Origin of the sequence: Desemzia sp. FAM 23988 (genome assembly GCF_045528365.1) — a bacterium.
Taxonomy (GTDB): domain Bacteria; phylum Bacillota; class Bacilli; order Lactobacillales; family Carnobacteriaceae; genus Desemzia.
Genome location: NZ_JBGQQS010000001.1, coordinates 252,742 through 275,883, shown reverse-complemented (window position 1 = coordinate 275,883; position 23,142 = coordinate 252,742). Strand labels below are relative to the sequence as shown.

22 protein-coding genes are annotated in these 23,142 nt (G+C 37.4%); 20 read left to right on the top strand and 2 right to left on the bottom strand.

Going from position 1 to position 23,142, the window contains the following annotated elements; all coding sequences use genetic code 11:
* Positions 1-575 precede the first annotated feature (575 nt).
* Together ACEN4L_RS01405 and ACEN4L_RS01400 are read left to right on the top strand one after the other, a co-directional pair.
* Positions 576-1,943, top strand: a complete 1,368-nt coding sequence (locus ACEN4L_RS01405) for an FAD-dependent oxidoreductase (protein WP_407095561.1) — start codon at positions 576-578, stop codon at positions 1,941-1,943.
* 288 nt (positions 1,944-2,231) lie between these two features.
* Positions 2,232-3,815, top strand: coding sequence for a peptide chain release factor 3 (locus tag ACEN4L_RS01400; RefSeq protein ID WP_407095560.1), 1,584 nt, complete (start codon positions 2,232-2,234; stop codon positions 3,813-3,815).
* 410 nt (positions 3,816-4,225) lie between these two features.
* On the opposite strand, the gene ACEN4L_RS01395 is transcribed toward ACEN4L_RS01400, so the two are convergent.
* Entirely contained in the window at positions 4,226-4,501 is a 276-nt protein-coding gene (locus ACEN4L_RS01395) for a DUF1827 family protein (protein WP_407095559.1), read from the bottom strand.
* Positions 4,502-4,664: 163 nt separating this feature from the next.
* Positions 4,665-6,902: an AAA family ATPase gene (locus tag ACEN4L_RS01390; RefSeq protein WP_407095558.1), complete on the bottom strand. Its 2,238-nt coding sequence runs from the start codon at positions 6,900-6,902 to the stop codon at positions 4,665-4,667.
* 229 nt (positions 6,903-7,131) lie between these two features.
* On the opposite strand from ACEN4L_RS01390, the gene ACEN4L_RS01385 reads away from it, so the two are divergent.
* The 18 genes from ACEN4L_RS01385 to ACEN4L_RS01300 all read left to right on the top strand — a co-directional run bounded on the left by ACEN4L_RS01385 (position 7,132) and on the right by ACEN4L_RS01300 (position 23,037).
* Positions 7,132-7,317 (top strand): hypothetical protein, encoded by a 186-nt coding sequence (locus ACEN4L_RS01385; RefSeq protein ID WP_407095557.1) that lies wholly within the window; start codon positions 7,132-7,134, stop codon positions 7,315-7,317.
* Positions 7,318-7,500: 183 nt separating this feature from the next.
* Positions 7,501-7,767 (top strand): phosphocarrier protein HPr, encoded by a 267-nt coding sequence (locus tag ACEN4L_RS01380; RefSeq protein ID WP_204210516.1) that lies wholly within the window; start codon positions 7,501-7,503, stop codon positions 7,765-7,767.
* Complete coding sequence (gene ptsP, locus ACEN4L_RS01375) at positions 7,767-9,488, top strand: phosphoenolpyruvate--protein phosphotransferase (protein WP_407095556.1); 1,722 nt, start codon at positions 7,767-7,769, stop codon at positions 9,486-9,488. The genes ACEN4L_RS01380 and ptsP overlap by 1 nt, the downstream gene beginning before the upstream one ends.
* A 232-nt stretch (positions 9,489-9,720) precedes the next feature.
* Positions 9,721-10,914 (top strand): glycosyltransferase family 4 protein, encoded by a 1,194-nt coding sequence (locus ACEN4L_RS01370; protein WP_407095555.1) that lies wholly within the window; start codon positions 9,721-9,723, stop codon positions 10,912-10,914.
* A 3-nt stretch (positions 10,915-10,917) separates the two neighbouring features.
* Complete coding sequence (locus ACEN4L_RS01365; protein ID WP_407095554.1) at positions 10,918-11,964, top strand: glycosyltransferase family 4 protein; 1,047 nt, start codon at positions 10,918-10,920, stop codon at positions 11,962-11,964.
* 91 nt (positions 11,965-12,055) lie between these two features.
* A complete protein-coding gene (locus ACEN4L_RS01360) occupies positions 12,056-12,928 on the top strand; it encodes an NAD(P)-dependent oxidoreductase (protein WP_407095553.1) in 873 nt (290 codons plus the stop codon).
* 280 nt (positions 12,929-13,208) lie between these two features.
* On the top strand, positions 13,209-13,442 hold the full coding sequence (locus ACEN4L_RS01355; protein ID WP_204210536.1) for a YkuJ family protein: 234 nt from the start codon (positions 13,209-13,211) through the stop codon (positions 13,440-13,442).
* 262 nt (positions 13,443-13,704) lie between these two features.
* Complete coding sequence (locus ACEN4L_RS01350; protein ID WP_407095552.1) at positions 13,705-14,421, top strand: aspartate/glutamate racemase family protein; 717 nt, start codon at positions 13,705-13,707, stop codon at positions 14,419-14,421.
* Positions 14,422-14,441: 20 nt separating this feature from the next.
* Positions 14,442-15,962, top strand: a complete 1,521-nt coding sequence (locus ACEN4L_RS01345; protein WP_407095551.1) for a Mur ligase family protein — start codon at positions 14,442-14,444, stop codon at positions 15,960-15,962.
* Positions 15,963-15,983: 21 nt separating this feature from the next.
* Entirely contained in the window at positions 15,984-17,189 is a 1,206-nt protein-coding gene (locus ACEN4L_RS01340; RefSeq protein ID WP_407095550.1) for a carbamoyl phosphate synthase-like protein, read from the top strand.
* A gap of 108 nt (positions 17,190-17,297) precedes the next feature.
* Entirely contained in the window at positions 17,298-17,846 is a 549-nt protein-coding gene (locus tag ACEN4L_RS01335) for a YqeG family HAD IIIA-type phosphatase (RefSeq protein ID WP_407095549.1), read from the top strand.
* Entirely contained in the window at positions 17,821-18,954 is a 1,134-nt protein-coding gene (gene yqeH / locus ACEN4L_RS01330) for a ribosome biogenesis GTPase YqeH (protein ID WP_407095548.1), read from the top strand. Before ACEN4L_RS01335 ends, yqeH begins: the two co-directional genes overlap by 26 nt.
* 31 nt (positions 18,955-18,985) lie before the next feature.
* Entirely contained in the window at positions 18,986-19,297 is a 312-nt protein-coding gene (yhbY, locus tag ACEN4L_RS01325) for a ribosome assembly RNA-binding protein YhbY (protein ID WP_407095547.1), read from the top strand.
* A gap of 142 nt (positions 19,298-19,439) precedes the next feature.
* Positions 19,440-20,084, top strand: coding sequence for a nicotinate-nucleotide adenylyltransferase (locus ACEN4L_RS01320; RefSeq protein ID WP_407095546.1), 645 nt, complete (start codon positions 19,440-19,442; stop codon positions 20,082-20,084).
* Positions 20,074-20,685, top strand: a complete 612-nt coding sequence (gene yqeK / locus ACEN4L_RS01315; protein WP_407095545.1) for a bis(5'-nucleosyl)-tetraphosphatase (symmetrical) YqeK — start codon at positions 20,074-20,076, stop codon at positions 20,683-20,685. The genes ACEN4L_RS01320 and yqeK overlap by 11 nt, the downstream gene beginning before the upstream one ends.
* Before the next feature lie 10 nt (positions 20,686-20,695).
* Positions 20,696-21,058, top strand: a complete 363-nt coding sequence (gene rsfS / locus ACEN4L_RS01310; protein ID WP_407095544.1) for a ribosome silencing factor — start codon at positions 20,696-20,698, stop codon at positions 21,056-21,058.
* Positions 21,055-21,798 (top strand): class I SAM-dependent DNA methyltransferase, encoded by a 744-nt coding sequence (locus ACEN4L_RS01305; protein WP_407095543.1) that lies wholly within the window; start codon positions 21,055-21,057, stop codon positions 21,796-21,798. Before rsfS ends, ACEN4L_RS01305 begins: the two co-directional genes overlap by 4 nt.
* A gap of 42 nt (positions 21,799-21,840) precedes the next feature.
* Positions 21,841-23,037 (top strand): nucleotidyltransferase, encoded by a 1,197-nt coding sequence (locus ACEN4L_RS01300; RefSeq protein WP_407095542.1) that lies wholly within the window; start codon positions 21,841-21,843, stop codon positions 23,035-23,037.
* The last annotated feature ends 105 nt before the right edge of the window (positions 23,038-23,142 follow it).

The window sequence follows — 23,142 nt, the reverse complement described above, 5'->3', positions numbered from 1 at the left end:
GTTCTATTTTTCATATCAGTTCCTCTAGCAGCAGTATTGGTCGGTTAAATAAAGTGTTGAGTACAGTTTAAAGTACAACCCTCATAAAAAATGAACTACGTGAGTTGAATGAAAGAATTGAGCACTGTTTTAAAAGCAGATTGGATGATGGCGCCAGTCGCATAGATGCATGCTTAGATGAGTAGGCCGAATACACGTAGACTCCTGGGGGATCTAAAAGGCAATGGTGAGACCCCACAGTGCGCTAGCACGAGGAGGCTCACCGCCGCCCCCGGAAAGCGAAGTGTATTCGGCCTGCGGGTTAAAAAGCCCAAAAAAACGTTTTTTCATCTTATATAGCACAAAAACAGAACAAAAAAGGCAAATCAACGTATAATTGTTTGGAAAAATGGAATAATTTCTCTTTGAACTTTTAAAAAAAATTTTTACCGAGAAAATATTGACACTAACACTTCTGAATAAAGTATTGACAAGTTTGTGAAAGATGTAGTATTCTGTGACCTGTGAATAAGAACAACTTTTATTCATCAAATACCGAAATTAGACCAAGATGAGGTCCATCAGGAGGATTCACAATGAAAGTAATAGTAGTAGGTTGTACGCATGCTGGAACATCAGCTGTAAAAACAATTCTAAATGACAACCCAAATGTAGAAGTAACTGTTTTTGAACGTAATGACAATGTGTCATTCTTATCTTGTGGAATTGCCCTTTATGTAGGTGGGGTTGTGAAAGATCCAGCAGGGTTGTTTTACTCAAATCCTGAAGAATTAGCTTCAATGGGCGCATCAGTACACATGGAGCATAATGTTACAAAAATTGATACTGCAGCTAAAAAAGTAGTTGTAGAAAACATCAAAACTGGAGAAGTTTTTGAAGAATCTTACGACAAACTAGTTAATACGACAGGTTCATGGCCAATCGTTCCTCCAATCTCTGGAATCGATTCTAAAAATATCTTATTGTGCAAAAACTACAATCAAGCCAACGAAATCATTCGCCAAGCTAAAGACAAACAAAAAGTTGTTATTGTTGGTGGAGGATATATTGGTATTGAATTAGTTGAAGCATTTGCTGAATCTGGTAAAGATGTTACTTTGATTGATGGATTAGACAGAATCTTAAATAAATATTTAGATGCAGAACTTACAGATGTATTAGAACACGACTTGCAAGAGCGTGGCATTAAATTAGCTCTAAACCAAACAGTAAATGGTTTCGAAGCTAACGAGAATGGTGAAGTAAGTAAAGTGGTTACTTCTGGCGGTTCATTTGATACTGAAATGGTTATCATGTGTGTTGGATTCCGTCCAAACAATGAACTATTGAAAGGTCAAGTAGACATGTTGCCAAATGGCGCTATCTTAGTTGACGAATACATGAGAACAAGCAACGAAGATGTTTACGCTGCTGGAGACAGTTGTGCAGTACACTACAATCCAAACGGCGGATCTGCTTACATTCCGTTAGCTACAAATGCTGTTCGTATGGGTACGTTAGTTGGTAAAAACATTATTGAACCAACTGTTAAATACCGTGGGACTCAATCCACTTCTGGATTGTACTTGTTTGGTTTCAATATTGGTTCTACAGGTGTGAACGTGAACAGTGCTTCTCACTTTGGATTAGACGTACGTTCAGTCGTAGTGGAAGATTTCTATCGTCCTGAATTTATGCCGACAAACGAAAAACTATTGATGAAATTAGTGTACGAAGTAGGAACAAACCGTATCGTGGGTGGACAAGTAATGTCTAAATACGATATCACTCAATCTGCTAATACATTGTCTTTAGCTATTCAAAACAAAATGACTATTGAAGACTTGGCTTACGTTGATTTCTTCTTTCAACCAGTATTCGATCGTCCTTGGAACTACTTGAACTTACTTGCACAAGCTGCAGTAGAACAAGAAAGAAAAATCAAAGTAGAAGCAACCGTATAAAAATAGACCAAGATGAAAAAGGCTGGGATTTTTCCCAGCCTTTTTTGTATTTGTTTGATTAAAAGAGATCCGTTGCGCATAAAACGACATTTGTCTCGCCCTTAGTTTCAAGTTATGATATAATACATTAGTTGTAGTTGAAATTTAACTAAAAAGCACGCAGCAAATGATAGGTTATTGATGATAAGATGTATAAATATCATTGGTAAGTTGAACTTATCACGAGCAACCGTGTTCGTTTATTCATATAAAAAATATAGATTATACTAAAAAAAGAGGGATTTAAAAATGAAACAAACGTTAAAAGAGGAAGTGTCATCCCGGAGAACTTTTGCCATTATTTCCCATCCGGATGCTGGTAAAACAACCATTACGGAACAATTGTTGCTTTTTGGGGGAGCGATTCGTCAAGCTGGGACAGTAAAAGGGAAAAAAACCGGAAAATTTGCAAAATCTGACTGGATGGAAATTGAAAAGCAACGTGGAATCTCTGTTACTAGTTCAGTTATGCAGTTTGATTACCAAGACAAACGCATCAATATCTTGGACACACCAGGACATGAGGATTTCTCAGAAGACACGTATCGAACGTTGATGGCTGTAGATAGTGCAGTTATGGTGATCGATAGTGCCAAAGGGATCGAGCCGCAAACGAAGAAATTATTCAAAGTTTGTCGTATGCGAGGGATTCCAATTTTCACCTTTATAAATAAATTAGACCGTGATGGAAGAGAGCCATTGGATCTGATTGATGAGTTGGAAGAAGTGTTAGAGATCGATGCTTACCCTATGAACTGGCCGATTGGTATGGGTAAAGGGCTGCTTGGTTTATATGATTTATACAATAATCGTGTAGAAGTTCATCGTCCTGAAGTAAATGGAATGAACGGCGAAGCATACGCTCCATTGGACGAAGATGGCGAAATCATTGGAGAACATCCATTGAAGCAATATTCTTTATACAATCAAGCGTTAGAAGATGCGCAATTATTAAGTGAAGCAGGAAATGTATTTTCAAGAGAAAAAATACAAGCTGGAGAATTGACACCTGTATTTTTTGGTTCTGCTTTAACAAACTTTGGAGTTCAAACGTTCTTAGATACTTATTTAGAATTCGCTCCAGGACCATCTGCTCATGAAACAAAAGAAGATGAAAAAGTTGACCCAGCTTATGAAAAATTTTCAGGTTTTATTTTCAAGATTCAAGCGAACATGAATCCTGCTCACCGTGACCGAATCGCGTTTGTGCGTATTTGTTCAGGGAAATTTGAACGGGGAATGGACGTAACGCTTGCTAGAACGGCTAAGAAAATGAGATTGTCCAATTCCACTCAATTTATGGCTGAAACACGTGAGACAGTGGAACATGCAGTTGCTGGAGACATTATTGGTCTATACGATACCGGTAACTTCCAAATTGGAGATACCATTTATGAAAACAACTTAAATGTGGAATTTGAAAATCTTCCACAATTTACGCCTGAGTTGTTTATGAAAGTTTCCGCTAAAAATGTCATGAAACAAAAATCTTTCCACAAAGGTGTGCAACAATTGGTTCAAGAAGGAGCCATCCAGTTGTACAAAACGTATCATACAGAAGACTACATTATTGGCGCTGTAGGTCAGTTGCAATTTGAAGTATTCCAACACAGAATGTTACACGAATACAATTCAGAAATCATTATGACGCCAATGGGAACTAAGATTGCACGTTGGATCGATGAAAAAGACTTAGATGAAAATATGTCTTCTAGTCGGAATATCTTAGCGAAAGACCGTTTCGACAATCCGTTGTTCTTATTTGAAAATGAATTTGCTATGCGCTGGTTTGCAGACAAATATCCAGACGTGGAATTAAAAAGCTTACTGTAAAAAGCAATGAATTATCCTTGCTTAGTATAAAAAAACGTCTCATTTCATTCCTGTATCAGGATTGAAAGAGACGTTTTTGTTTGGTGAGGAATAAATTCGACAAAATCAATGAAGTCGTTTCAATTTGATACGTAAGCAATAGAATTTTCATGCAGTTTGAAACAGCAGAATAAACTTTTTTTCTCTCTGACTGTTTTAAACTGCATGTTGGAGGGTCCTGTATCAAAATGTTATTGAACTTCCAGTTTTTTGAAAAGCTGATTGGAAATACCTCTAGAGTAGTTTTTTGCTTAATGGTTGTCTTAAGTATTACATCAGTAGTAAAGATCAACAAGAGGGGCTTGCTGAATCGGCATATAAAACAACCCGGAAACCGAATAAGTTTTCCAGGCTGCTTATTATGAATCAGTTTAAACTTTAATAGATAGTTCAACAAGATGAGAAGCAGGAAAGATTTCAACGTCCTCGGGATTCACTTCTAAAATATTCTCAATTGCAAAATGAATCTCGGAATTTTTTATATTCCGGTTTTTATTTTGAAGAATCACATCTTGATGTGTTGGTGCTCCAGAAAAAATGACCGTGGTGGAACCTAATGAAAAAACTTTTATAAAAACGGCATCTGTATTTTCCAGCTGATTATTCACTAAATGAGAATGACTATTGGTTACATCGATTAATTTCACGTTCTCCACCTCAATTTTTAAAGAATTTAAATTTATATAATTTTATTATAAACCTCAGAAAAGCGTTTTACAAAAGATTATTGCCTAAAAAAAGAAAAAACCTTCAAAAGCTAGGCGTTACGCGCTACCTTTTGAAGGTTACACATGAAAAGAGGGGCTTAAATTAGTCTTCTGCTTCTTCAGAAGATGAATCCTTCACTGCTTCTACAGCTGTGTGGTTATCTTTAGCTTGTATAGTGATTTCTCCATCATCAGTTGTGGTACTGATTAATTCTTTGACGTTTGGATGATCTAGATAAAAATCAGCGATACGGTCTTCAATTTGTTCTTGGATTACTCTGCGTAAAGGACGAGCGCCTAGTTTAGCATCATAACCTAAATCAACGAGTTTTTCTTTGACTTGTTGATCCACATCAAGTGTAATGTGTTGGTCTTGAAGCATATTGTTGACGTCATTGATCATAATGTCTACGATTTGCAGCAGATTTTCTTTAGTTAAAGAATTGAATTCGATAATACCGTCAAAACGGTTGATGAATTCTGGTTTAAAGTAGTCGGTCAAGTGGTTTAAGACAGAACTGCGGTTAGATTGGTTGGTTGCAGAAAATCCTACACTAGCTTCAATCTCCCCTTGTCCTACATTACTTGTCATAATAATGATCGTATCTTTAAAACTGACAGTTCTCCCTTGAGCATCTGTTAGGCGTCCATCATCTAGAATTTGCAAGAACATATGCAATACATCAGGATGAGCTTTTTCAATTTCGTCTAATAGTAAAATACTGTACGGGTTGCGACGAACTTTTTCCGTCAGTTGTCCAGCTTCGTCATAACCGACATAACCTGGAGGAGAACCGATCAATTTAGACACACTATGTTTTTCCATGTATTCACTCATGTCAAAACGCACATAGGCCTCTTTATTTCCAAACAATTCAAAAGCTAGTTGCTTAGCCAATTCTGTTTTACCCACACCCGTAGGTCCAACGAAAAGGAATGAACCGATCGGGCGTCCTTTTTTATTAAATCCAACACGATTTCTGCGAATAGCTTTAGCAATTTTTTCAATCGCAGCATCTTGTCCAATAACGTGTTTCTTCAAATCTTTATCTAAATTACGCAATTGAGTCTGCTCTTTTTCTTTTAAATCGCCAACAGGAATGTTGGTTTTCATTTCAATGATATTGATCATATCTTGTTCTGTGATCACTGGTTTATCGGAATCGGGTTGTTGTTGATCTCTCATAGCCGCGTATTTAGCTGCTTGATCGCGATAAAAAGCTGCTTTTTCATAATCTTCGTTTTGCAAAGCCGCTTGTTTTTCTTGAGCAGCTTCAGCGATTTTATCTTCAATAATGTGCGGGTCAACTGTTTGAATCGTTAAGTTTTTCTTTGAACCTGCTTCATCAAGAAGGTCGATAGCTTTGTCCGGCAAGAAACGATCTTGAATGTAACGATCAGATAAATTAACAGCAGTACGAATAGACTCATCTGAATAGTTTACTTGATGATAATCTTCGTATTTCTTTTGAATTCCTTTTAAAATACTGAAGGTTTCTTCTACAGTAGGCTCATCTACCCGTACAGGTTGTAAACGACGTTCAAGAGCACCATCTTTTTCAATAGAACGATATTCTCGCAAGGTAGTAGCACCAACTAATTGCAGTTCGCCACGAGCAAGAGCAGGTTTTAAGATGTTCCCTGCGTCCATGCTGCCGTCAGCACTTCCAGCACCAACAATCTCATGAATCTCGTCAATAAATAGAATGACTTGATTATTTTGTTTCAATTCATTCATTAATTGTTGCATACGTTCTTCAAATTGACCACGGATACCCGTACCTTGTACTAAGGAAGCTACATCTAAGCGGATCACTTCTTTATTCATTAATTTTTGCGGTACGTCTCCATCCACGATTTTTTGAGCCAAACCTTCTACCACGGCAGTTTTACCTACACCTGGGTCACCGATTAAAACTGGGTTGTTCTTTGTACGGCGATTTAAAATTTCCAGAACACGTTCAATTTCTTGATCTCTGCCAATAACGGGGTCGATTGCACCGGATTTTGCGAGATCAGTTAAATTAGTACCGTATTCACCTAAAATTCCAGATTTTCTTCTAGTAGGAGGTTGATTGCCGCCACCAGAACCATTCTGAGTAGGAGGGACATTTGAATTTGAATAATTTTTTGTTCCGCCTTGCATAGAACGGAATAAATCATCTAGGTTTCCAAAACCAAAAGGATTTTGTGGGGGCCTATTGTTTCCCATTCCTCTAGCTTGTGCATTTTTTAATTCTTGATAACAATTTTGACAAAGATCTAGTTGACCTTTTTGACCATTCATGCTTGTATACAAATGAATCGTTGCTTCGTTTTGATTACAATTTTGACATAACATATCGTTACACAACCTTTCAAAGATTGATTTATAGGTCAAATTAGAATTTGACTATATCTGACCTTTATGGATTTATTATACACTGACCAATACTGACTTTCAAGTATTTTCTATTAAAAAGATTTCTCTAACCATAGGCAATCTACATTCTACCGACAGGATACATCTATTTTCTATTTTAATAAAGTGATACACTATAGAGAGAACTAAATTTTTGTGAGGTGATTACATGACAATGGAAGAAATGAATGCTCAATTAAATGCATTAGTTTCTGAGGAACAAAGTGAATTGGCTGTTTCTAAAGAAAATTTCATGGTATTTCTTGAGGTATGGAATAAGCATCCAGAAAAAAGCCGTATTGTAGGGAAAGCAGAATTAGGTGGGAATGTCATTTATCATTACGAAAAAGACTAAAATAATTAAATTTCTGATTAAATAATGAATTGAATGTAAAAATAGTTGTGAAAAGAATAAAAAAATGGTAATCTATCTTGTGAAAGGGTTATTTTTGGTCGTTGAAATTACTGGTTTCAGTAAAAAAACAGCTGAATCTGACTCTCATAAAAAAATACTCGAAATAAAGGGGAATAACCAATTATGGAAAAACGCGAATTTCATATCGTAGCTGAAACAGGAATCCACGCACGTCCAGCTACACTATTAGTACAATCAGCAAGTAAATACAACTCAGATATCAACCTTGAATACAAAGGTAAATCAGTAAACTTAAAATCAATCATGGGCGTAATGTCTTTAGGTGTTGGACAAGGTGCTGACGTTGCCATCACTGCGGAAGGTGCAGACGAAGCTGAAGCAATCAACGGTATTGAGGAAACAATGAAGAAAGAAGGCTTATCTGAATAATGGTAGAAGTGTTGAAAGGGATTGCAGCAAGTGATGGTATTGCCACAGCAAAAACCTATATGCTCATTGAACCTGATCTAACTTTCACCAAAAAAACAGTTGAAGATTCTGAAAAGGAAATTCAACGTGTAAGCGACGCTGTAGCGAAAGCTAAAGGGGAACTTGAACAGATCCGTGAAAATGCTGCAAAAAGCCTAGGAGAAGAAGAAGCGCAAGTATTCGATGCTCATTTAATGGTGCTTTCTGATCCTGATTTAATTGGAACGATTGAAAGCAACATTAAAGACAACAAAATCAATGCAGAAAGTGCTTTGCAAGAAGCAACAGATACATTCATCGCTATATTCGAAGGCATGGAAGACAATCCTTACATGCAAGAACGTGCTGCAGATATCAAAGATGTCCGTAAACGTGTTCTAGCACATCTATTAGGAGTTAAATTGCCAAGTCCTTCAACAATTGATGAAGAAGTGATTGTTGTGGCGCATGATTTGACGCCAAGTGATACAGCTCAATTAAACCGTAAATACGTAAAAGCTTTTGTTACAGATGTTGGAGGTCGTACTTCACATTCTGCGATTATGGCGCGTTCTCTTGAAATCCCTGCAATTGTTGGTTCTAAAGAAATCACTCAACGTGTAGTAGATGGAGACGAAATTATTGTAGACGGTTTAGAAGGCGAAGTTTACATTAAACCAGATACTGATACTATTGAAGTGTATGCTAAAAAAGCTGAAGCTTTTGAAGCTCAAAAAGCTGAATGGGATAAATTAAAAGAAGAAGCTACGGTTACTTCTGACGGAAAACACATTGAATTAGCTGCTAATATTGGAACGCCTAAAGATTTAGACGGAGTTCACAATAACGGTGCTGAAGCTGTTGGTTTATACCGTACAGAATTCTTATACATGGATTCTACAGATTTCCCTACAGAAGATGATCAATACACAGCTTACAAAACAGTATTAGAAAGTATGGAAGGCAAACCAGTTGTTGTCCGTACAATGGACATCGGCGGGGATAAAGAACTTTCATACTTAGACTTGCCTCATGAAATGAACCCGTTCTTAGGATATCGGGCGATTCGTATTAGTTTAAATGAATCTGATATGTTTAGAACACAATTGCGTGCGCTATTACGTGCTTCAGTTCATGGTAACTTACGTATCATGTTCCCTATGATCGCTACTTTAGCTGAATTCCGTGAAGCGAAAGCTATTTTGATGGAAGAAAAAGAAAACTTGATCAATGAAGGTATTGAAGTTTCTGATTCTATCCAAGTTGGTATCATGATTGAAATTCCTGCTGCAGCTGTAATTGCAGACAAATTTGCTAAAGAAGTAGATTTCTTTAGTATTGGAACGAATGACTTGATTCAATATACGATGGCTGCTGACCGTATGAATGAGCGCGTTTCTTACTTGTACCAACCTTACAATCCTTCAATTTTACGCTTAATCAAGAATGTTATTGATTCAGCGCATAAAGAAGGCAAATGGGCTGGTATGTGTGGAGAGATGGCTGGAGATCAAACGGCTGTTCCGTTATTGTTAGGATTAGGATTAGACGAATTTTCAATGAGTGCTTCAAGTGTGTTAAAAACACGCAGCTTAATGAAAAAATTAGATTCTACTAAGATGACTGAACTTGCAGAAAAAGCAATCAATGATTGTGATACTGCTGATGAAGTTGTTGCATTGGTTGAAGAATACGTGAAATAACGCTAATTGAAACAAATAGAAAAGGTTCATTAGGAGATAAGCCTAATGAACCTTTTTGTGTATAGACTAAAAATACTATCTTTTTTCATGCTAAAGTTGGATAAGTTTTTAATTTTTATATGATAAGGTAAGATGGTGATAAATAGAAATAAGTTTACATAGAATTTTTACAGTATATAAACTGTTTTTTTTATAAAAAAAACGTATAATCTTATTAAAGGAGTGAAAATAAATGAGAATTGGAATTTTCACTGATTCGTATTTCCCGCAAGTTAGTGGTGTTGCTACTTCAATCCAAACGCTTAAAGAAGAGTTGGAAGAACATGGACATGAAGTGATTATTTTTACTACGACAGATCCCATGGCGCAGAAATCTGAGCCCAACATTGTCCGCTTTTCGAGCATCCCTTTTTTCTCATTCAAAGATCGACGTGTAGCATTTCGCGGAATGCTTAGTGCGCTAAAAACTTCAAAGGAATTGAAACTTGATTTAGTGCATACTCATACGGAATTCAGTTTGGGAATGACAGGTAAGTATGTAGCGCGCCAACTGAACATTCCTTGTGTTCATACGTACCATACGATGTATGAAGATTATTTGCATTACGTGGCAAAAGGGAAAGTCCTCAGACCCTCACATGTAAAATTGGTTTCGAAGTATTTTTGCAATCAAACTGCTGGGGTTATTGCCCCGAGTGAAAAAGCAAAAAATAAATTGATTTCTTATGGCGTTACCAGAAGCATTAAAGTGATTCCAACTGGGGTTAATTTGAAGAAATTAAGTGCCAAATCTACACGTGATATCCGCCAGGAATTAGCTATTTCAGAAGATGAGCTGGTATTGTTGTCATTAAGCAGGTTAGCGCAAGAAAAAAATATCCAAGCTATCTTGCGTGCCTTTCCAACAGTATTGGCTGAGTTTCCGACCGCCAAATTAATCGTTGTCGGAGATGGGCCTATTCGAGGTGCGTTGGAACAATTGAGCCATGAATTGGGAATCGATTATTCGATTCGATTTGCTGGAGAAGTAAGCGTCGATGAAGTAAATGCTTATTATCAAGCGTCAGATCTATACGTGAATGCGTCAACTTCTGAATCTCAAGGTCTTACTTATATTGAAGCTATCGCGGCAGGAACAGATATTGTCGCAAGATCCAGTTCGTATACCGATATGTTGATCTACAGTGGTAAATTGGGTAAAACTTATCAAAAAGATGAAGAACTGGGACAAACGATCATTGAGTATTTAACCAATGATAAGAAACAAGAAACAACTACAAAAGAAAGAAAAAACTTGTTAAACTCTATCTCAGCGACCGTTTTTGGGGAAGAGGTATTGCAGTATTACGAAGAGGCGATACACATCCACAATCAAGAAAAACAAGTGGATTCAAAAGTTTATCGAAAATCAGTAAGGAGAGGGTAAAAAATGCTTCAAGTAAATATGTTTTCTTCTGCTGATAAAGTACAAGGACAAGGAGTGGGGAGCGCTTATTTAGAGCTGATTCAACTGTTAAGGAAGTACCATCCTCATTCTATCGAATTATCGATCAATAAATATTCTAAAACGGCTATCAGTCACTACCACACTATTGACCTGCCTTTTTATCTCAGCACTTTTTTTAGAAAGCGATTTGGAAGAAAGATAGGGTATGTGCATTTTTTACCGTCTACTCTTAAAGGCAGTATTCATTTACCGCGTATCATAGAAAATACTTTTTACAAATACGTCATATCTTTTTATAAAAGGATGGACCATTTAGTTGTGGTAAATCCTATTTTTATTGAAGAATTAAAGAAATACGGAATTGCTGAAAATAAAATTACATATATTCCTAATTTTGTAGCGAAAAAGGATTTTTTTGCTTACTTGCCAGAACAAAAAAAACAACTCAGAGAAGCTAAAGGAATTTCTGCAGAGAAATTTGTTGTTTTTGGTGCCGGTCAAGTGCAAGAACGTAAAGGAGTCTATGATTTTGTGAAATTAGCAGAAGAGATGCCGGATGTGCAATTTATTTGGGCTGGCGGATTTTCATTTGGGAAAATCACGGATGGTTATGAGAAGTTTAAAAAAATAATGGAGCAACCGCCAAAAAACTTGTCCTTTACCGGGATTATTCAGCGTGATGAAATGCGGGACTACTACAACCTGGCTGATTTATTCTTGTTGCCTTCTTATGAAGAGCTGTTTCCAATGTGTATATTAGAATCTTTCGCTAGTAATACTCCAGTGATGTTAAGAGATTTACCGCTTTATGAACCAGTTTTGAAAGGCTATTATCTTCCTAGTGCTGATAGATCGAGTATGAAAGAAGCTATATCCCGCTTGAAAAATGAACCTGATGCGTATGTTGAACTGAAACAGCAAGCTGTAGAAGGGAACCACTATTATTCTGAAGAACGGTTAGCAGCATTATGGCTAGAGTTCTATCAACAACAGCAACTAGAAAGCGAGTTCCTTCACGACAAGAAGTAGAAGCTTCTTTTGATGTCTGGGTAATGACTATTGGGCAACATTAAATGGTATAATTGATGCACTATAAGAATAAATTGGGGGAGATAGATCAATGACGAAGAAAAAAATAGGGTTTATTGGGACTGGCGTAATGGGTACGTCAATTGTGAAACATTTATTGTCAGCAGGATATGAGGTGCAAATTTATAGCCGTACTAAAAGCAAAGCTAGTGAGTTGATAGAGTTGGGGGCTAAATGGCAAAATACGCCTGCTGGAGTAACTGAAAATGCAGAAGTGATCTTCACCATCGTAGGTTACCCGTCGGACGTAGAAGAAGTGTATTATGGCGAAAACGGAATATTTAAAACAGCTACAAAACGACATATCTTAATTGATATGACGACCAGCACCCCAACACTAGCAAATAGAATTTATCAAACCGGTATAGAAAAAGGAATCGCTGTTTTAGATGCTCCTGTGTCAGGAGGAGATTTAGGCGCGAAAAATGGAACGTTAACGATTATGGTAGGTGGAGATGAACCAGTTTTTGATAGTGTGAAGCCGATTCTTGAAGAGTTTTCTGGGAAATTAAATCTGCAAGGGTCTGCTGGCAGCGGGCAACACACCAAGATGGCAAATCAAATCATGGTTGCAGGTACAATGACTGGAATGACAGAGCTGTTGGTTTACGCAAAAGCAGCAGGGTTAGACATAGAAAAAGTCTTGGACACCGTTGGAGGAGGGAGCGCTCAAAATTGGTCGCTTTCTAATTATGGACCTCGTATCTTAAAAGAAGATTATTCTGCAGGTTTTTTCATCAAACATTTTGTGAAAGATTTGAAGATCGTTCTAGATGAAGCCAAAAGAATGAATCTTAATTTACCCGCTACTGCTCTTGCTGAAAAACTTTATGAAGAATTAGAAGGCAAAGGGAATGGCAATGATGGAACTCAAGCTTTGATCAAACTATGGTGGGAAAATTGATTAGGTTCATTTTATCAGGAGCTGCGACGAAATGATTGCAGCTCTTTTTTTATTAGATATCAGTTAATGGAATAATAATTGATTATTCTAAGGATGTGCCTATCATTTAATTATCATAATTGTGGGGCAAATGTGAGTACTGGATGATGAGGAAAGCCTTATTTAACAGGGATATAGAGACGATGGATATTTTTTTTCATAAAAGACAAGTGAGTATAGTGTTATTTGCAATAAAATCTGTTAAAATGGTACTGAGTCAAGTTTGAAAGGGGCACGAATCATGAAGTCTTCACAATTAACAGCCATTATACGAAGATTAGAAGCTATGCAAGAAGGCACAGACGGAGAAGTACAAGTTCGTCGTTTTGAAAAAGAGGGCGCTGAGCGCTGTTTGATTACTTATGATGGAAAAGCAGGAATCTATGAACTAGAAGAAAGAGCAACCGGTCAAGTATATCAATTTGATGATATCGACATCGTAGCCATAGAAATATTTGAACTACTTCAAGATTAAGCAATCAACCGATGCAGAAATAGTCGTATTTCTGCATCGGTTGTTTTATTTTGTCCATAATGATAAAATCCCTTTCGTATTCGTTCGCTGTATTTGATAAAGGGCCTGTTTGGCACGTCAAGTTTTAGAAACTGCTACAGTTTTTTAGAGTAAATGGGTGTTTTTATCTGTTTGCCCTCTCATATTTATGAAATCAGTAGAATATTTTGTTATAATGAATAGAAGTTTGTTAAACTTAAGTTAACTTAAGGAGTAGAAGCGGATGAGTGAACATTTATTTGCTGTCTTAGGTGGTATGGGAACTTTAGCAACTGAAAATTTTATTCAGGAACTAAACCGGTTATCTGCTGCTAATAAAGACCAAGATTATTTAAACTATGTTGTATACAATAAAGCTAGTATTCCGGATCGTACGGAATATATTTTAGACAAAAGCGCGCCAAACCCAGTTCCTGCGCTAGCTTCTGGTTTGCAAAAACTGGCAGCGATGGAGCCTGATTTTATTGTGATGCCCTGCAATACGGCACATTTCTTTTACGATGAATTAGCCCAATTGATCAATGTTCCTTTTTTAAACATGATTGATGAAACAGTTAAAGAACTGATGGTACGGGGAGCAAAACCAGGGATGAAAATCGGGATTGCTGCCACTGAAGGTACGATCGAATCGAAAATCTATGAAGATAAACTCAATGAAGCTGGATTTGCTTCTTACGTACCGAACAAAGAGTTGCAAAAAATCGTTAACGACTTAATCTATGTAGATATCAAGCAAAATTCCAATATCAATATGCCTCGTTACAATAAGATGGTGTCCTGTTTCGAAGCGGAACAGTGTGATTATGTAGTGCTGGGATGCACTGAATTATCTATCTTCAATAGTTACGACCACAAAAAGAAGAGTAATGTAGTAGATGCTGATGATGTTTTGGTTCGGAAAACAGTGGAACTGGCACGACGGACTCAACCATTAGTTTAAGCAAAGGGAGTTATGGATACATGAAAGCTTTAAAAGTACAAGAATACATCGATCAATTAGTTGCAAATGATATTCTGATCAAAACAACCATTGACCAAAACTCGATGATTACTGAGAATGTCATTTTACAGATGACTTATGACTCAAGAGAAGTCAGTGACCCTTCTTTGTTTATTTGTAAAGGAGCAAATTTTAAAGAAGAGTATTTGAGACAAGCAGTTTCATATGGTGCTGTAGCTTATGTGAGCGAAGTGGAATATGATGTAGATGCACCAGTGATCTTAGTAACGGATATACGCGAAGCTATGGCTTTGTTAAGTTCTTTATTCTTTGATTTTCCAGAAAAAGATTTGACCTTAGTGGGTGTGACAGGTACAAAAGGAAAAACAACGACTACGAACTTTATTCGTTCTATCTTAGATGACTATCTGGTAGCCAATCAGAAAAAAAATTCTGCTTATTTCTCTTCAGTAGAAAACTATGATGGGGTAACGAAAGCTCCTTCTCGTATGACCACACCTGAAGCTATGGTATTAAAACAAAATTTTAGAACGGCAGTGGATTCTGGAGTAGAATTTTTTGAAATGGAAGTTTCCAGCCAAGCATTAAAATACGATCGGACAAAAGGCCTGGATTTTGAGATAGGAATTTTTCTGAATATATCGGAAGATCATCTAAGTCCTTTAGAACACAGTGACATGGACGATTATTTAAATTCAAAACTCTTATTGTTTAAGCAATCAAAAACCATTTGTTTGAACTTGGATACGGATTATCTTGCAAGAATAGAGAATGCCGCTAAACAAGCCAATAAAGTTGTTACGTTTAGCCAACACAATGAAAAAGCTGATGTTTATGGATACAACGTTCAAAAAGAGGATCACCACATTACTTTTGATGTTCGTACTCCTCAGTATACAGAAAAAATGACTTTAGGAATTGCTGGATTATTCAATGTTGAAAATGCTCTAGCTGCAATTGCTGCAATGTATGTATTGGAGATCCCGGTAGAGTATATCAAGTCAGGCTTGTTGAAAGCTCGAGCAAAAGGACGCATGGAATTGTATACGAGCCATGATACTAATTTAGTAGGAATCGTAGACTATGCTCACAATCGATTAAGCTTTGAAGTATTATTCAATTCGTTGAAAAAAGAGTATCCAAATCATCAAATGATCGCTGTGTTTGGTTGTCCAGGAGGCAAAGCTTTTAACCGCCGTAAAGAGATGGGGGAAGTAGCGGGCCGCATTGCAGATATGGTGTATATTACAGAGGATGATCCAGCCAATGAATCTGTCCGCTCAATTTCTGAACAAGTAGCGGAAGCTGTAATAGCTGAAAACGGATCTTATGAAATTATTGAAGATCGTGCAGAAGCTATCCGTAAAGCAATGAGCCATATCGAGATGCCGACTGTCGTTGCTGTGGTTGGGAAAGGTGCAGAAATAAATCAACGAGTGGGAAACGGCTATGTTGAATACGAAGGTGATGCATTCCATGTCATCAAGAACCTAGAAACTTACAATAAGCATCATATATAATCAAGAAAGGCTATGATAGTAATGAAACAAACATTTATACCGGTAGTACTTGGAGGTAGTCGTGGAGCTTATGGGATTGGACGTTCTTTGTACGAAGAGTATAAAATAAAAGTCCATGTCTTTTGTTCGCGAATTATTGGTCCTGTTGCTGACGTGCCTTTTTTTGAATACCACGTTTTGCCAGATATCAAAGAAGAAAAAGTGCTATTTGATGAAGTCAATAAGTTGGAAAATGAAACGCCGGATATCCTTAAAATTATTTTTGGAAGCGACGATCTGTATGCTGAATTTGTGATCGTCAATAAGGAACGATTTCCTAAAAATTGGATAGTTCCTTATGTGGACGAAAATGTATTTAAACGAGCTACAGATAAGCAGTATTTTTATGAAGCGTGTGAAAAGCTAAATGTGCCTTATCCAAAGACAAAAATCAGTGCTGAATTTGAAGCAGATCTGCCATTTGAATTTCCGATTGTCATGAAACCTATTACTTCTCAAAATTATCAAGATTTACATTTTGAAGGAAAGAAAAAAGTGTACATCTTAGAGAACCAGGAAGAATACAGACAAAGTTTTGAAGCTATGCGCAAAGGCGGCTATCAAGGCGAAGTAGCTCTTCAGGAGTACATTCCCGGAGATGACAGCACACAAGCTGTGGTTACCGCATACCGTTCTATCCAAGATGGAGAAGTGAAATTGATTTCCTTTGGACAAATTCTACTAGAAGACCACACGCCATCAGGAATCGGAAATCATTTAGCCATTTTATCGCGTGAAGAAGAAAGCGTGTATGAGAATGTACGTAAATTAGTCGAAGAGTTCGGCTTTGATGCCTTTTCAAATTATGACTTGAAATACGATGCTCGTGATGGACAATACAAGTTTTTTGAATTGAATGGCCGATTAGGGGTTAGTCATTATTATGTCTGTGCTGCTGGAGAAAACGTAGCTGCCTACTATATTAAAGACTGGTTGACTAAGGAACCGATCGAACCGACTATCGTCAAAAATGAAGCACTCTTTAACGTAGTCCCTAAAAGGCTGCTGTTGAAATACATTAAAGACCCAATCCTAAAAGATAAAATCAAAGGATTTTACAAAACTGGAAAAGTATCTAACCCGCTGGACTGCAATGATGGGGTTACTTTAAAACGTCGAATGTATATTGAATCGGCAAAACTAAACTTCTTTAAGAAGTTTAAACAACATCCACCAGAGGAAGCATAAGAATTAAAGCAAAAATTGAAATTCCTTCTTTTTTGCGTATAATAAAAATATAGAAGACTATGGGAGTACTGAACGAAGTGCTCCTATTTTAATGGGTAGGGAGATGTTATGTTAAATTTATTTAAGCCAACATGGATGGTAGAAGCAATCTACCAAATTACACCGGAACAATTAAATGAGCACGGCATAAAAGCGGTGTTGACAGATTTAGACAATACACTGATTGCCTGGAATAATCCAAATGGTACCGAAGAATTGATCGCTTGGATTTCAGCCATGAAAACAGCTGATATACCAATCGTTATCCTTTCAAACAACAACGATGAACGAGTGAAACGTGTAGCAGATGTATTAGGTGTGCGTTACGTTGCCAGAGCATTGAAGCCGCTGTCTAAAGGTTTTAATGAAGCGACTAGAGGATTAGAATTGTCGAAAGAAGAGATTTTAATGGTGGGAGATCAGATCATGACAGATATTTGGGGCGCCAATCTTGCCGGAATCCAAAATGTCTTAGTGAAGCCGATTCTCAATTCAGATGCCTGGAACACCAAGATCAATCGTCTCTTTGAGTTGCACATTATGAATCACCTGATTAAAAAAGATCCAAACATGAGATGGAGGACATCGATACATGACAAAGACAGAGTTAAAGACTGAAGAAGAAATTCGGTGCATTGGATGCGGTGCTCTGCTGCAAACCACTGATAAAACTAAAGCGGGTTATACTCCAAAAACAGCTTTAGAAAAAGGCTTAGAAACGGGCGAAGTTTATTGCCAACGTTGTTTTAGATTGCGTCACTACAATGAAATTCAAGATGTTCATTTGACAGATGATGATTTTCTAAAATTATTGAATGAAATAGGCTCTAAAGATGCCTTGATTGTCAACGTAGTAGATGTGTTCGATTTTAATGGTAGTTTGATTCCTGGATTGCACCGTTTTGTTGGGAAAAATCCAGTATTGCTGGTTGGAAATAAGGTAGACTTATTGCCAAAATCACAAAAAAGAGGACGCTTGACTCAATGGTTACGCGAAAGAGCTCATGAAGCTGGTCTGCGACCGACAGATGTTGTTTTGACTAGTGCAATGAAAGCCGATGAAGTAGAACACTTAAAAGAGATGATCGAACAATATCGTAACGGAAAAGATGTTTACGTAGTCGGTGTCACGAATGTTGGGAAATCCAGCTTGATCAATCAAATCATCAATACTTCTGCTGGAGTAAAAGATTTGATTACAACGTCTCAATTCCCAGGTACAACGTTGGATCAAATAGAAATTCCTTTAGAAGATGGTAATTCATTGATTGACACACCGGGAATTATTCATCGTCATCAAATGGCGCATGTTTTAGGTGCAAAAGACTTAAAACTGATTGCTCCTAAAAAAGAGATCAAACCTAAAGTTTACCAATTGAATGAAGGCCAAACCTTATTTTTTGGTGGAGTGGCTCGATTTGACTTTATCAAAGGGGATAGAAGTTCCTTTACTTGTTACGTTTCAAACGATTTGAATATTCATCGAACTAAATTAGAAAAAGCAGATGAATTGTATCAAAAACAAAAAGGCGAATTATTGCAACCGCCTCGTAATGAAGAAAAAGATACTTTCCCAGAACTTGTTCGCTTTGAATTTTTAATCAAAGAAAAGACAGATATCGTATTTGCTGGTTTAGGCTGGGTAACAGTCCCTGAACCAGGAGTTGTAGTAGCTGGATGGGCTCCTAAAGGAATCGATGTTTTAATCAGAAAGTCAATTATATAAAAAAGTTCGTATACAGAAATGGAGAATCAGCATGGCCTTAACAGGAAAACAAAAAAGTTTTTTGCGTAGTAAAGCACATCATTTAAATCCTATTTTTCAAATTGGGAAAAACGGAATGAATCCGGATATGTTAAAACAAATCGGGGAAGCATTAGAAAAAAGAGAATTGATCAAAGTATCCATTCTGCAAAACTCAGATGAAGAAGTTCCAGAAGTGGCTGAAGAAATTGAACAGGCAGTAGGATGTCAAGCCGTTCAAAAAATTGGCCGAGTAATTGTGCTGTACAAACCTTCGACGCAAGAAAAATACCGTAAAGTATCATTAGAAATACCAAGAGCGTGAAGAAAGGCGTTTAGCTCACCGGACGTTTCACGACCACAACAGTTTAGGGTTCTTTCCAAACAGTTGTGGTTGTGAAACGGTAGTGTGAGCTGCCTTTCGCAACGCGTCTAAGAGCACACAGGTAAGAAGGAGTGGAAGTCGTGTGAAAGAATCGTTTTTTTCTGGGAAACGGACACAGGTTTTAAGTGAACCAGTTGCTGAAACCACAACAAAGAAAAGAGTTGGTATTCTTGGAGGAACTTTTAATCCTCCACATGTTGCACACTTAATGATTGCCGATCAAGTATGTCAACAATTGGGATTAGACAAAGTCTATTTTATGCCTACCGCTGCTCCGCCGCATGTGGATACTAAGAAAACAATTGCGGCTGAGCATCGGTTAAAAATGGTGGAAAGAGCTATTCAAGACAATCCTAAGTTTGATCTTGAAACGATTGAAATTGAACGTGGCGGAAAAAGCTATACCTATGAGACAATGCTGCAGTTAACTCAGCAGAATCCAGATACAGAATACTATTTTATTATTGGTGCAGACATGGTGAACTATCTGCCCAAATGGCATAAGATCGATGAATTGGCTCAATTGATTCAATTTGTAGGGGTCAAAAGACCGGGATATGTGATTGAGAGTCAATATCCTTTGATTTGGGTAGATGTTCCTGAAATAGCCGTTAGTTCAACTTCTTTAAGAAAAAAAATTGCCACCGGCTGTACAGTGAATTATTTAATTCCTCAAAAAGTTCTTGAGTACATTTATCAAGAAGGGTTGTATAGTTATGAAACTTAAACCAGAACAGCTTGTTTATTCAGGTCGATTCATCTCGCTGTCAAGAGATAAACTGGCAGCTCAAGTGGAGACACAGATGAGTTCCAAACGGTTCAAGCATGTATTAGGTGTGGAAGAGACTGCTATACAATTAGCAGATAAATACGGCGCCTCAGTAGAAGCAGCTAGTATTGCAGCTCTTTGTCATGATTACGCTAAAGAGCGACCTGATCATGAAATGAAAGAACTGATTATTGTTGATGAACATTTGGAAGAAGAGTTGTTAGACTATGGAAGCAATATATGGCATGGACCATGCGCTGCAGAGATAGCCAAAAAAGAGTTTCACCTCTTGGATGAAGACATCTTAAATGCGATTCGCTACCATACCATTGGTAGAAGCGAAATGTCTTTATTAGAACGAGTGATTTATGTGGCAGATTTTATTGAACCGGGAAGAAAATTTTCTGGAGTAGACGAAGCAAGAAGTCTTGCATCCAACGATTTAGAAGCAGCTGTGACATATGAAACGCAACAGACATTGATGCATTTGATTCAAACGAAAAAAAAGATTTACCCAAAAGCAGTGGCTACTTTCAATAAATGGGTAGCAAACAAATAGGAGGAAAGACATGAGTGAATTAAATAAAGAATTGCTTGAACTTGTAGTGAAAGCGGCGGACGATAAAAGAGCGGAAGATATTATGGTAATGGATGTACGAAATATTTCTCTTTTAGCCGATCATTTTGTAGTCATGCATGGAAATAATGATCGACAAGTTGTCGCAATTGCGGAAGCAATCGTTGACAGCGTTGAAGAAGCTGGATATTCTGTCAAACAAATCGAAGGAAAAGATTCAGCTAAATGGATCTTAGTCGATTTAGGAGACGTTGTGGTCCATGTATTCCACTACACAGAACGTTCATTCTACAACTTGGAAAAATTATGGAGCGATGCTCCTTTAGTGGATATTTCCGGTATGATCACGGAATGAGTTACAATATTTTCGCTCAAGTCTATGATGATTTAATGGATGAAGAGCTATACGATTTATGGATTGATTTCACGAAAAAAAACCTATCTGATACACACGAAAATGTATTGGATCTGGCTTGCGGAGCAGGTCATTTAGCCATTAAAATGAAACAAGAAGGCTATCAGGTTACTGGATTGGATCTGTCTTCTGAAATGATCGCTCTTGCAAAAGAGCGAGCTGAAGAAGTAGACATGGCGATTCCTTTTATCATTGGCAATATGTTGGATTTAAGCGTGGTAGAACAGTTTGATGCTGTGACATGTTATTGCGATTCGCTCTGCTATCTGCCAGATGCAGAAGCTGTTCAAAAAACATTTGAAGAAATCTCCCAACATTTGACAGAAGATGGCGTGTTCCTGTTTGACGTACATTCTATTCATCAGATCGATGAAATTTTTCCCGGCTATACGTTTAACGATCAAACCGAAGAAATCAGTTTTTTATGGAAAAGTTATGTAGGAGAATTTCCGCATTCCATTGAACACGATTTAACATTTTTTGTTTACCAAGAGGAGATCGACTTATACGAGCGTTTTGATGAGACCCATAAAGAACGAACTTATCCAATCAAACAGTATCTTTCAATGTTGAAAAAGGCCGGTTTTACTTCAGTTGAAGTCTCTGCAGATTATGGAAAAGGAAAGATACTTAATGATTCAACACGCTGGTTTTTCGTTTGCCGCAAAGAAACAAAATAGGGTTTCATTTTTGCTGAATGAAATGAGAAGGGTGGACCAACTATGAAAAGTTGCGGAATTATCGCCGAATACAATCCTTTCCATAATGGACATCGGTATCAAATACAAGAGGCTAAAAAACAGACTTCGGCTGAAGTGATCATCGTTGTCATGAGTGGAAATTTTTTACAGCGTGGAGAACCCGCAATAGTAGATAAATGGCACCGTGCAGACATGGCGTTGTCTTCCGGAGCAGATCTGGTCATTGAGTTGCCGGTAGCATTTAGTGTCCAACCAGCTGATTATTTCGCTAAAGGCGGTGTTTCTCTTCTTCAAGCGCTGCAGTGTGATTCTCTCTCGTTTGGTACTGAAAGTGGTACCGGAGAGAAATTTCAGCTATTTACTGAAAACTGGGATCGCCATGAAAAAGAGATCGAAGCTAAGTTCAGGCAGCTGAAGAATAATGGCGAGACTTATGCGGCTCAAATGCAGCAAGCAGTGAGAGCTGTTATACCAGGTAACGAACTCAATGTTGGAGCCCCGAATACTATCTTAGGATTAGCTTACGCGAAAGAAAACAGTCGCTATCCTAAGCCCATGACCCTATATCCAGTCAAACGTGTTGGATCTGGATATCATGATGAAAAATTGGGGGATACACCCTTTCAAAGTGCTACGGCATTGCGAAAAGTATTGTTGAAAGCTGCTGAAGGTTCTGAGAAATTAGCAGCTATTCAAACAGCTGTCCCGCCGGCAACGTTAGATAGCCTTCAACAAAGTGATTTTGCTAATTGGGAAAAATTTTGGCCCTTTTTAAATTATCAACTGATCCTTCAGTCAGAAGAGCAACTAAGAGAAATTTACCAAATGAACGAAGGTATTGAGCATCGATTGAAACAAAAAGCAATTGAAGCCGATTCCTTTGAACACTTTATTGAATTGGTAAAGACAAAACGATACCCGTGGGTGCGCCTGCAACGATTGTTTATCTATGTGTTGCTGCAATTGAAAAAAACAGACATGCAAGAAGCTTTACGAAGTCCGAAGGCTATTCGTGTGTTAGGATTTACAGAAAAAGGGCAACGCTATTTAAGTGAAGTGAAAAAAGAAGTTCCTTTACCGATCATTAGTCGTTTGAATCAAAAAAACAACTCTTTATGGGAAATGGATATTCTAGCAGGTAAAGTGTATCAATTGGCAGTGAAACAAAATCAAGATGACCAAGACTTTAATCGTTCACCGTTGCAAAAAAAGAAGTGAAAAGATGCTTTAAATAAGCTGAAAATAACTTTTAGGTGTAAGGTAAAATATCTTGACAAAGGATTTTTTCACTAGTATAATAAATTTTGTTGCTTTAGGAGTGAA

Excerpts from the sequence above, each read along its gene's own strand:
- ACEN4L_RS01345 (WP_407095551.1), top strand. The coding sequence starts at position 14,442 with ATGAAAGCTTTAAAAGTACAAGAATACATCGATCAATTAGTTGCAAAT.
- ACEN4L_RS01400 (WP_407095560.1), top strand. The coding sequence starts at position 2,232 with ATGAAACAAACGTTAAAAGAGGAAGTGTCATCCCGGAGAACTTTTGCC.
- ACEN4L_RS01365 (WP_407095554.1), top strand. The coding sequence starts at position 10,918 with ATGCTTCAAGTAAATATGTTTTCTTCTGCTGATAAAGTACAAGGACAA.
- yqeH (WP_407095548.1), top strand. The coding sequence starts at position 17,821 with ATGACAAAGACAGAGTTAAAGACTGAAGAAGAAATTCGGTGCATTGGA.
- yhbY (WP_407095547.1), top strand. The coding sequence starts at position 18,986 with ATGGCCTTAACAGGAAAACAAAAAAGTTTTTTGCGTAGTAAAGCACAT.
- ACEN4L_RS01360 (WP_407095553.1), top strand. The coding sequence starts at position 12,056 with ATGACGAAGAAAAAAATAGGGTTTATTGGGACTGGCGTAATGGGTACG.
- ACEN4L_RS01390 (WP_407095558.1), bottom strand. The coding sequence starts at position 6,902 with ATGTTATGTCAAAATTGTAATCAAAACGAAGCAACGATTCATTTGTAT.
- ACEN4L_RS01405 (WP_407095561.1), top strand. The coding sequence starts at position 576 with ATGAAAGTAATAGTAGTAGGTTGTACGCATGCTGGAACATCAGCTGTA.
- ACEN4L_RS01380 (WP_204210516.1), top strand. The coding sequence starts at position 7,501 with ATGGAAAAACGCGAATTTCATATCGTAGCTGAAACAGGAATCCACGCA.
- ACEN4L_RS01300 (WP_407095542.1), top strand. The coding sequence starts at position 21,841 with ATGAAAAGTTGCGGAATTATCGCCGAATACAATCCTTTCCATAATGGA.
- ACEN4L_RS01370 (WP_407095555.1), top strand. The coding sequence starts at position 9,721 with ATGAGAATTGGAATTTTCACTGATTCGTATTTCCCGCAAGTTAGTGGT.
- ACEN4L_RS01340 (WP_407095550.1), top strand. The coding sequence starts at position 15,984 with ATGAAACAAACATTTATACCGGTAGTACTTGGAGGTAGTCGTGGAGCT.
- ACEN4L_RS01305 (WP_407095543.1), top strand. The coding sequence starts at position 21,055 with ATGAGTTACAATATTTTCGCTCAAGTCTATGATGATTTAATGGATGAA.
- ACEN4L_RS01335 (WP_407095549.1), top strand. The coding sequence starts at position 17,298 with ATGTTAAATTTATTTAAGCCAACATGGATGGTAGAAGCAATCTACCAA.
- rsfS (WP_407095544.1), top strand. The coding sequence starts at position 20,696 with ATGAGTGAATTAAATAAAGAATTGCTTGAACTTGTAGTGAAAGCGGCG.
- ACEN4L_RS01355 (WP_204210536.1), top strand. The coding sequence starts at position 13,209 with ATGAAGTCTTCACAATTAACAGCCATTATACGAAGATTAGAAGCTATG.
- ACEN4L_RS01385 (WP_407095557.1), top strand. The coding sequence starts at position 7,132 with ATGACAATGGAAGAAATGAATGCTCAATTAAATGCATTAGTTTCTGAG.
- ptsP (WP_407095556.1), top strand. The coding sequence starts at position 7,767 with ATGGTAGAAGTGTTGAAAGGGATTGCAGCAAGTGATGGTATTGCCACA.
- ACEN4L_RS01350 (WP_407095552.1), top strand. The coding sequence starts at position 13,705 with ATGAGTGAACATTTATTTGCTGTCTTAGGTGGTATGGGAACTTTAGCA.
- yqeK (WP_407095545.1), top strand. The coding sequence starts at position 20,074 with ATGAAACTTAAACCAGAACAGCTTGTTTATTCAGGTCGATTCATCTCG.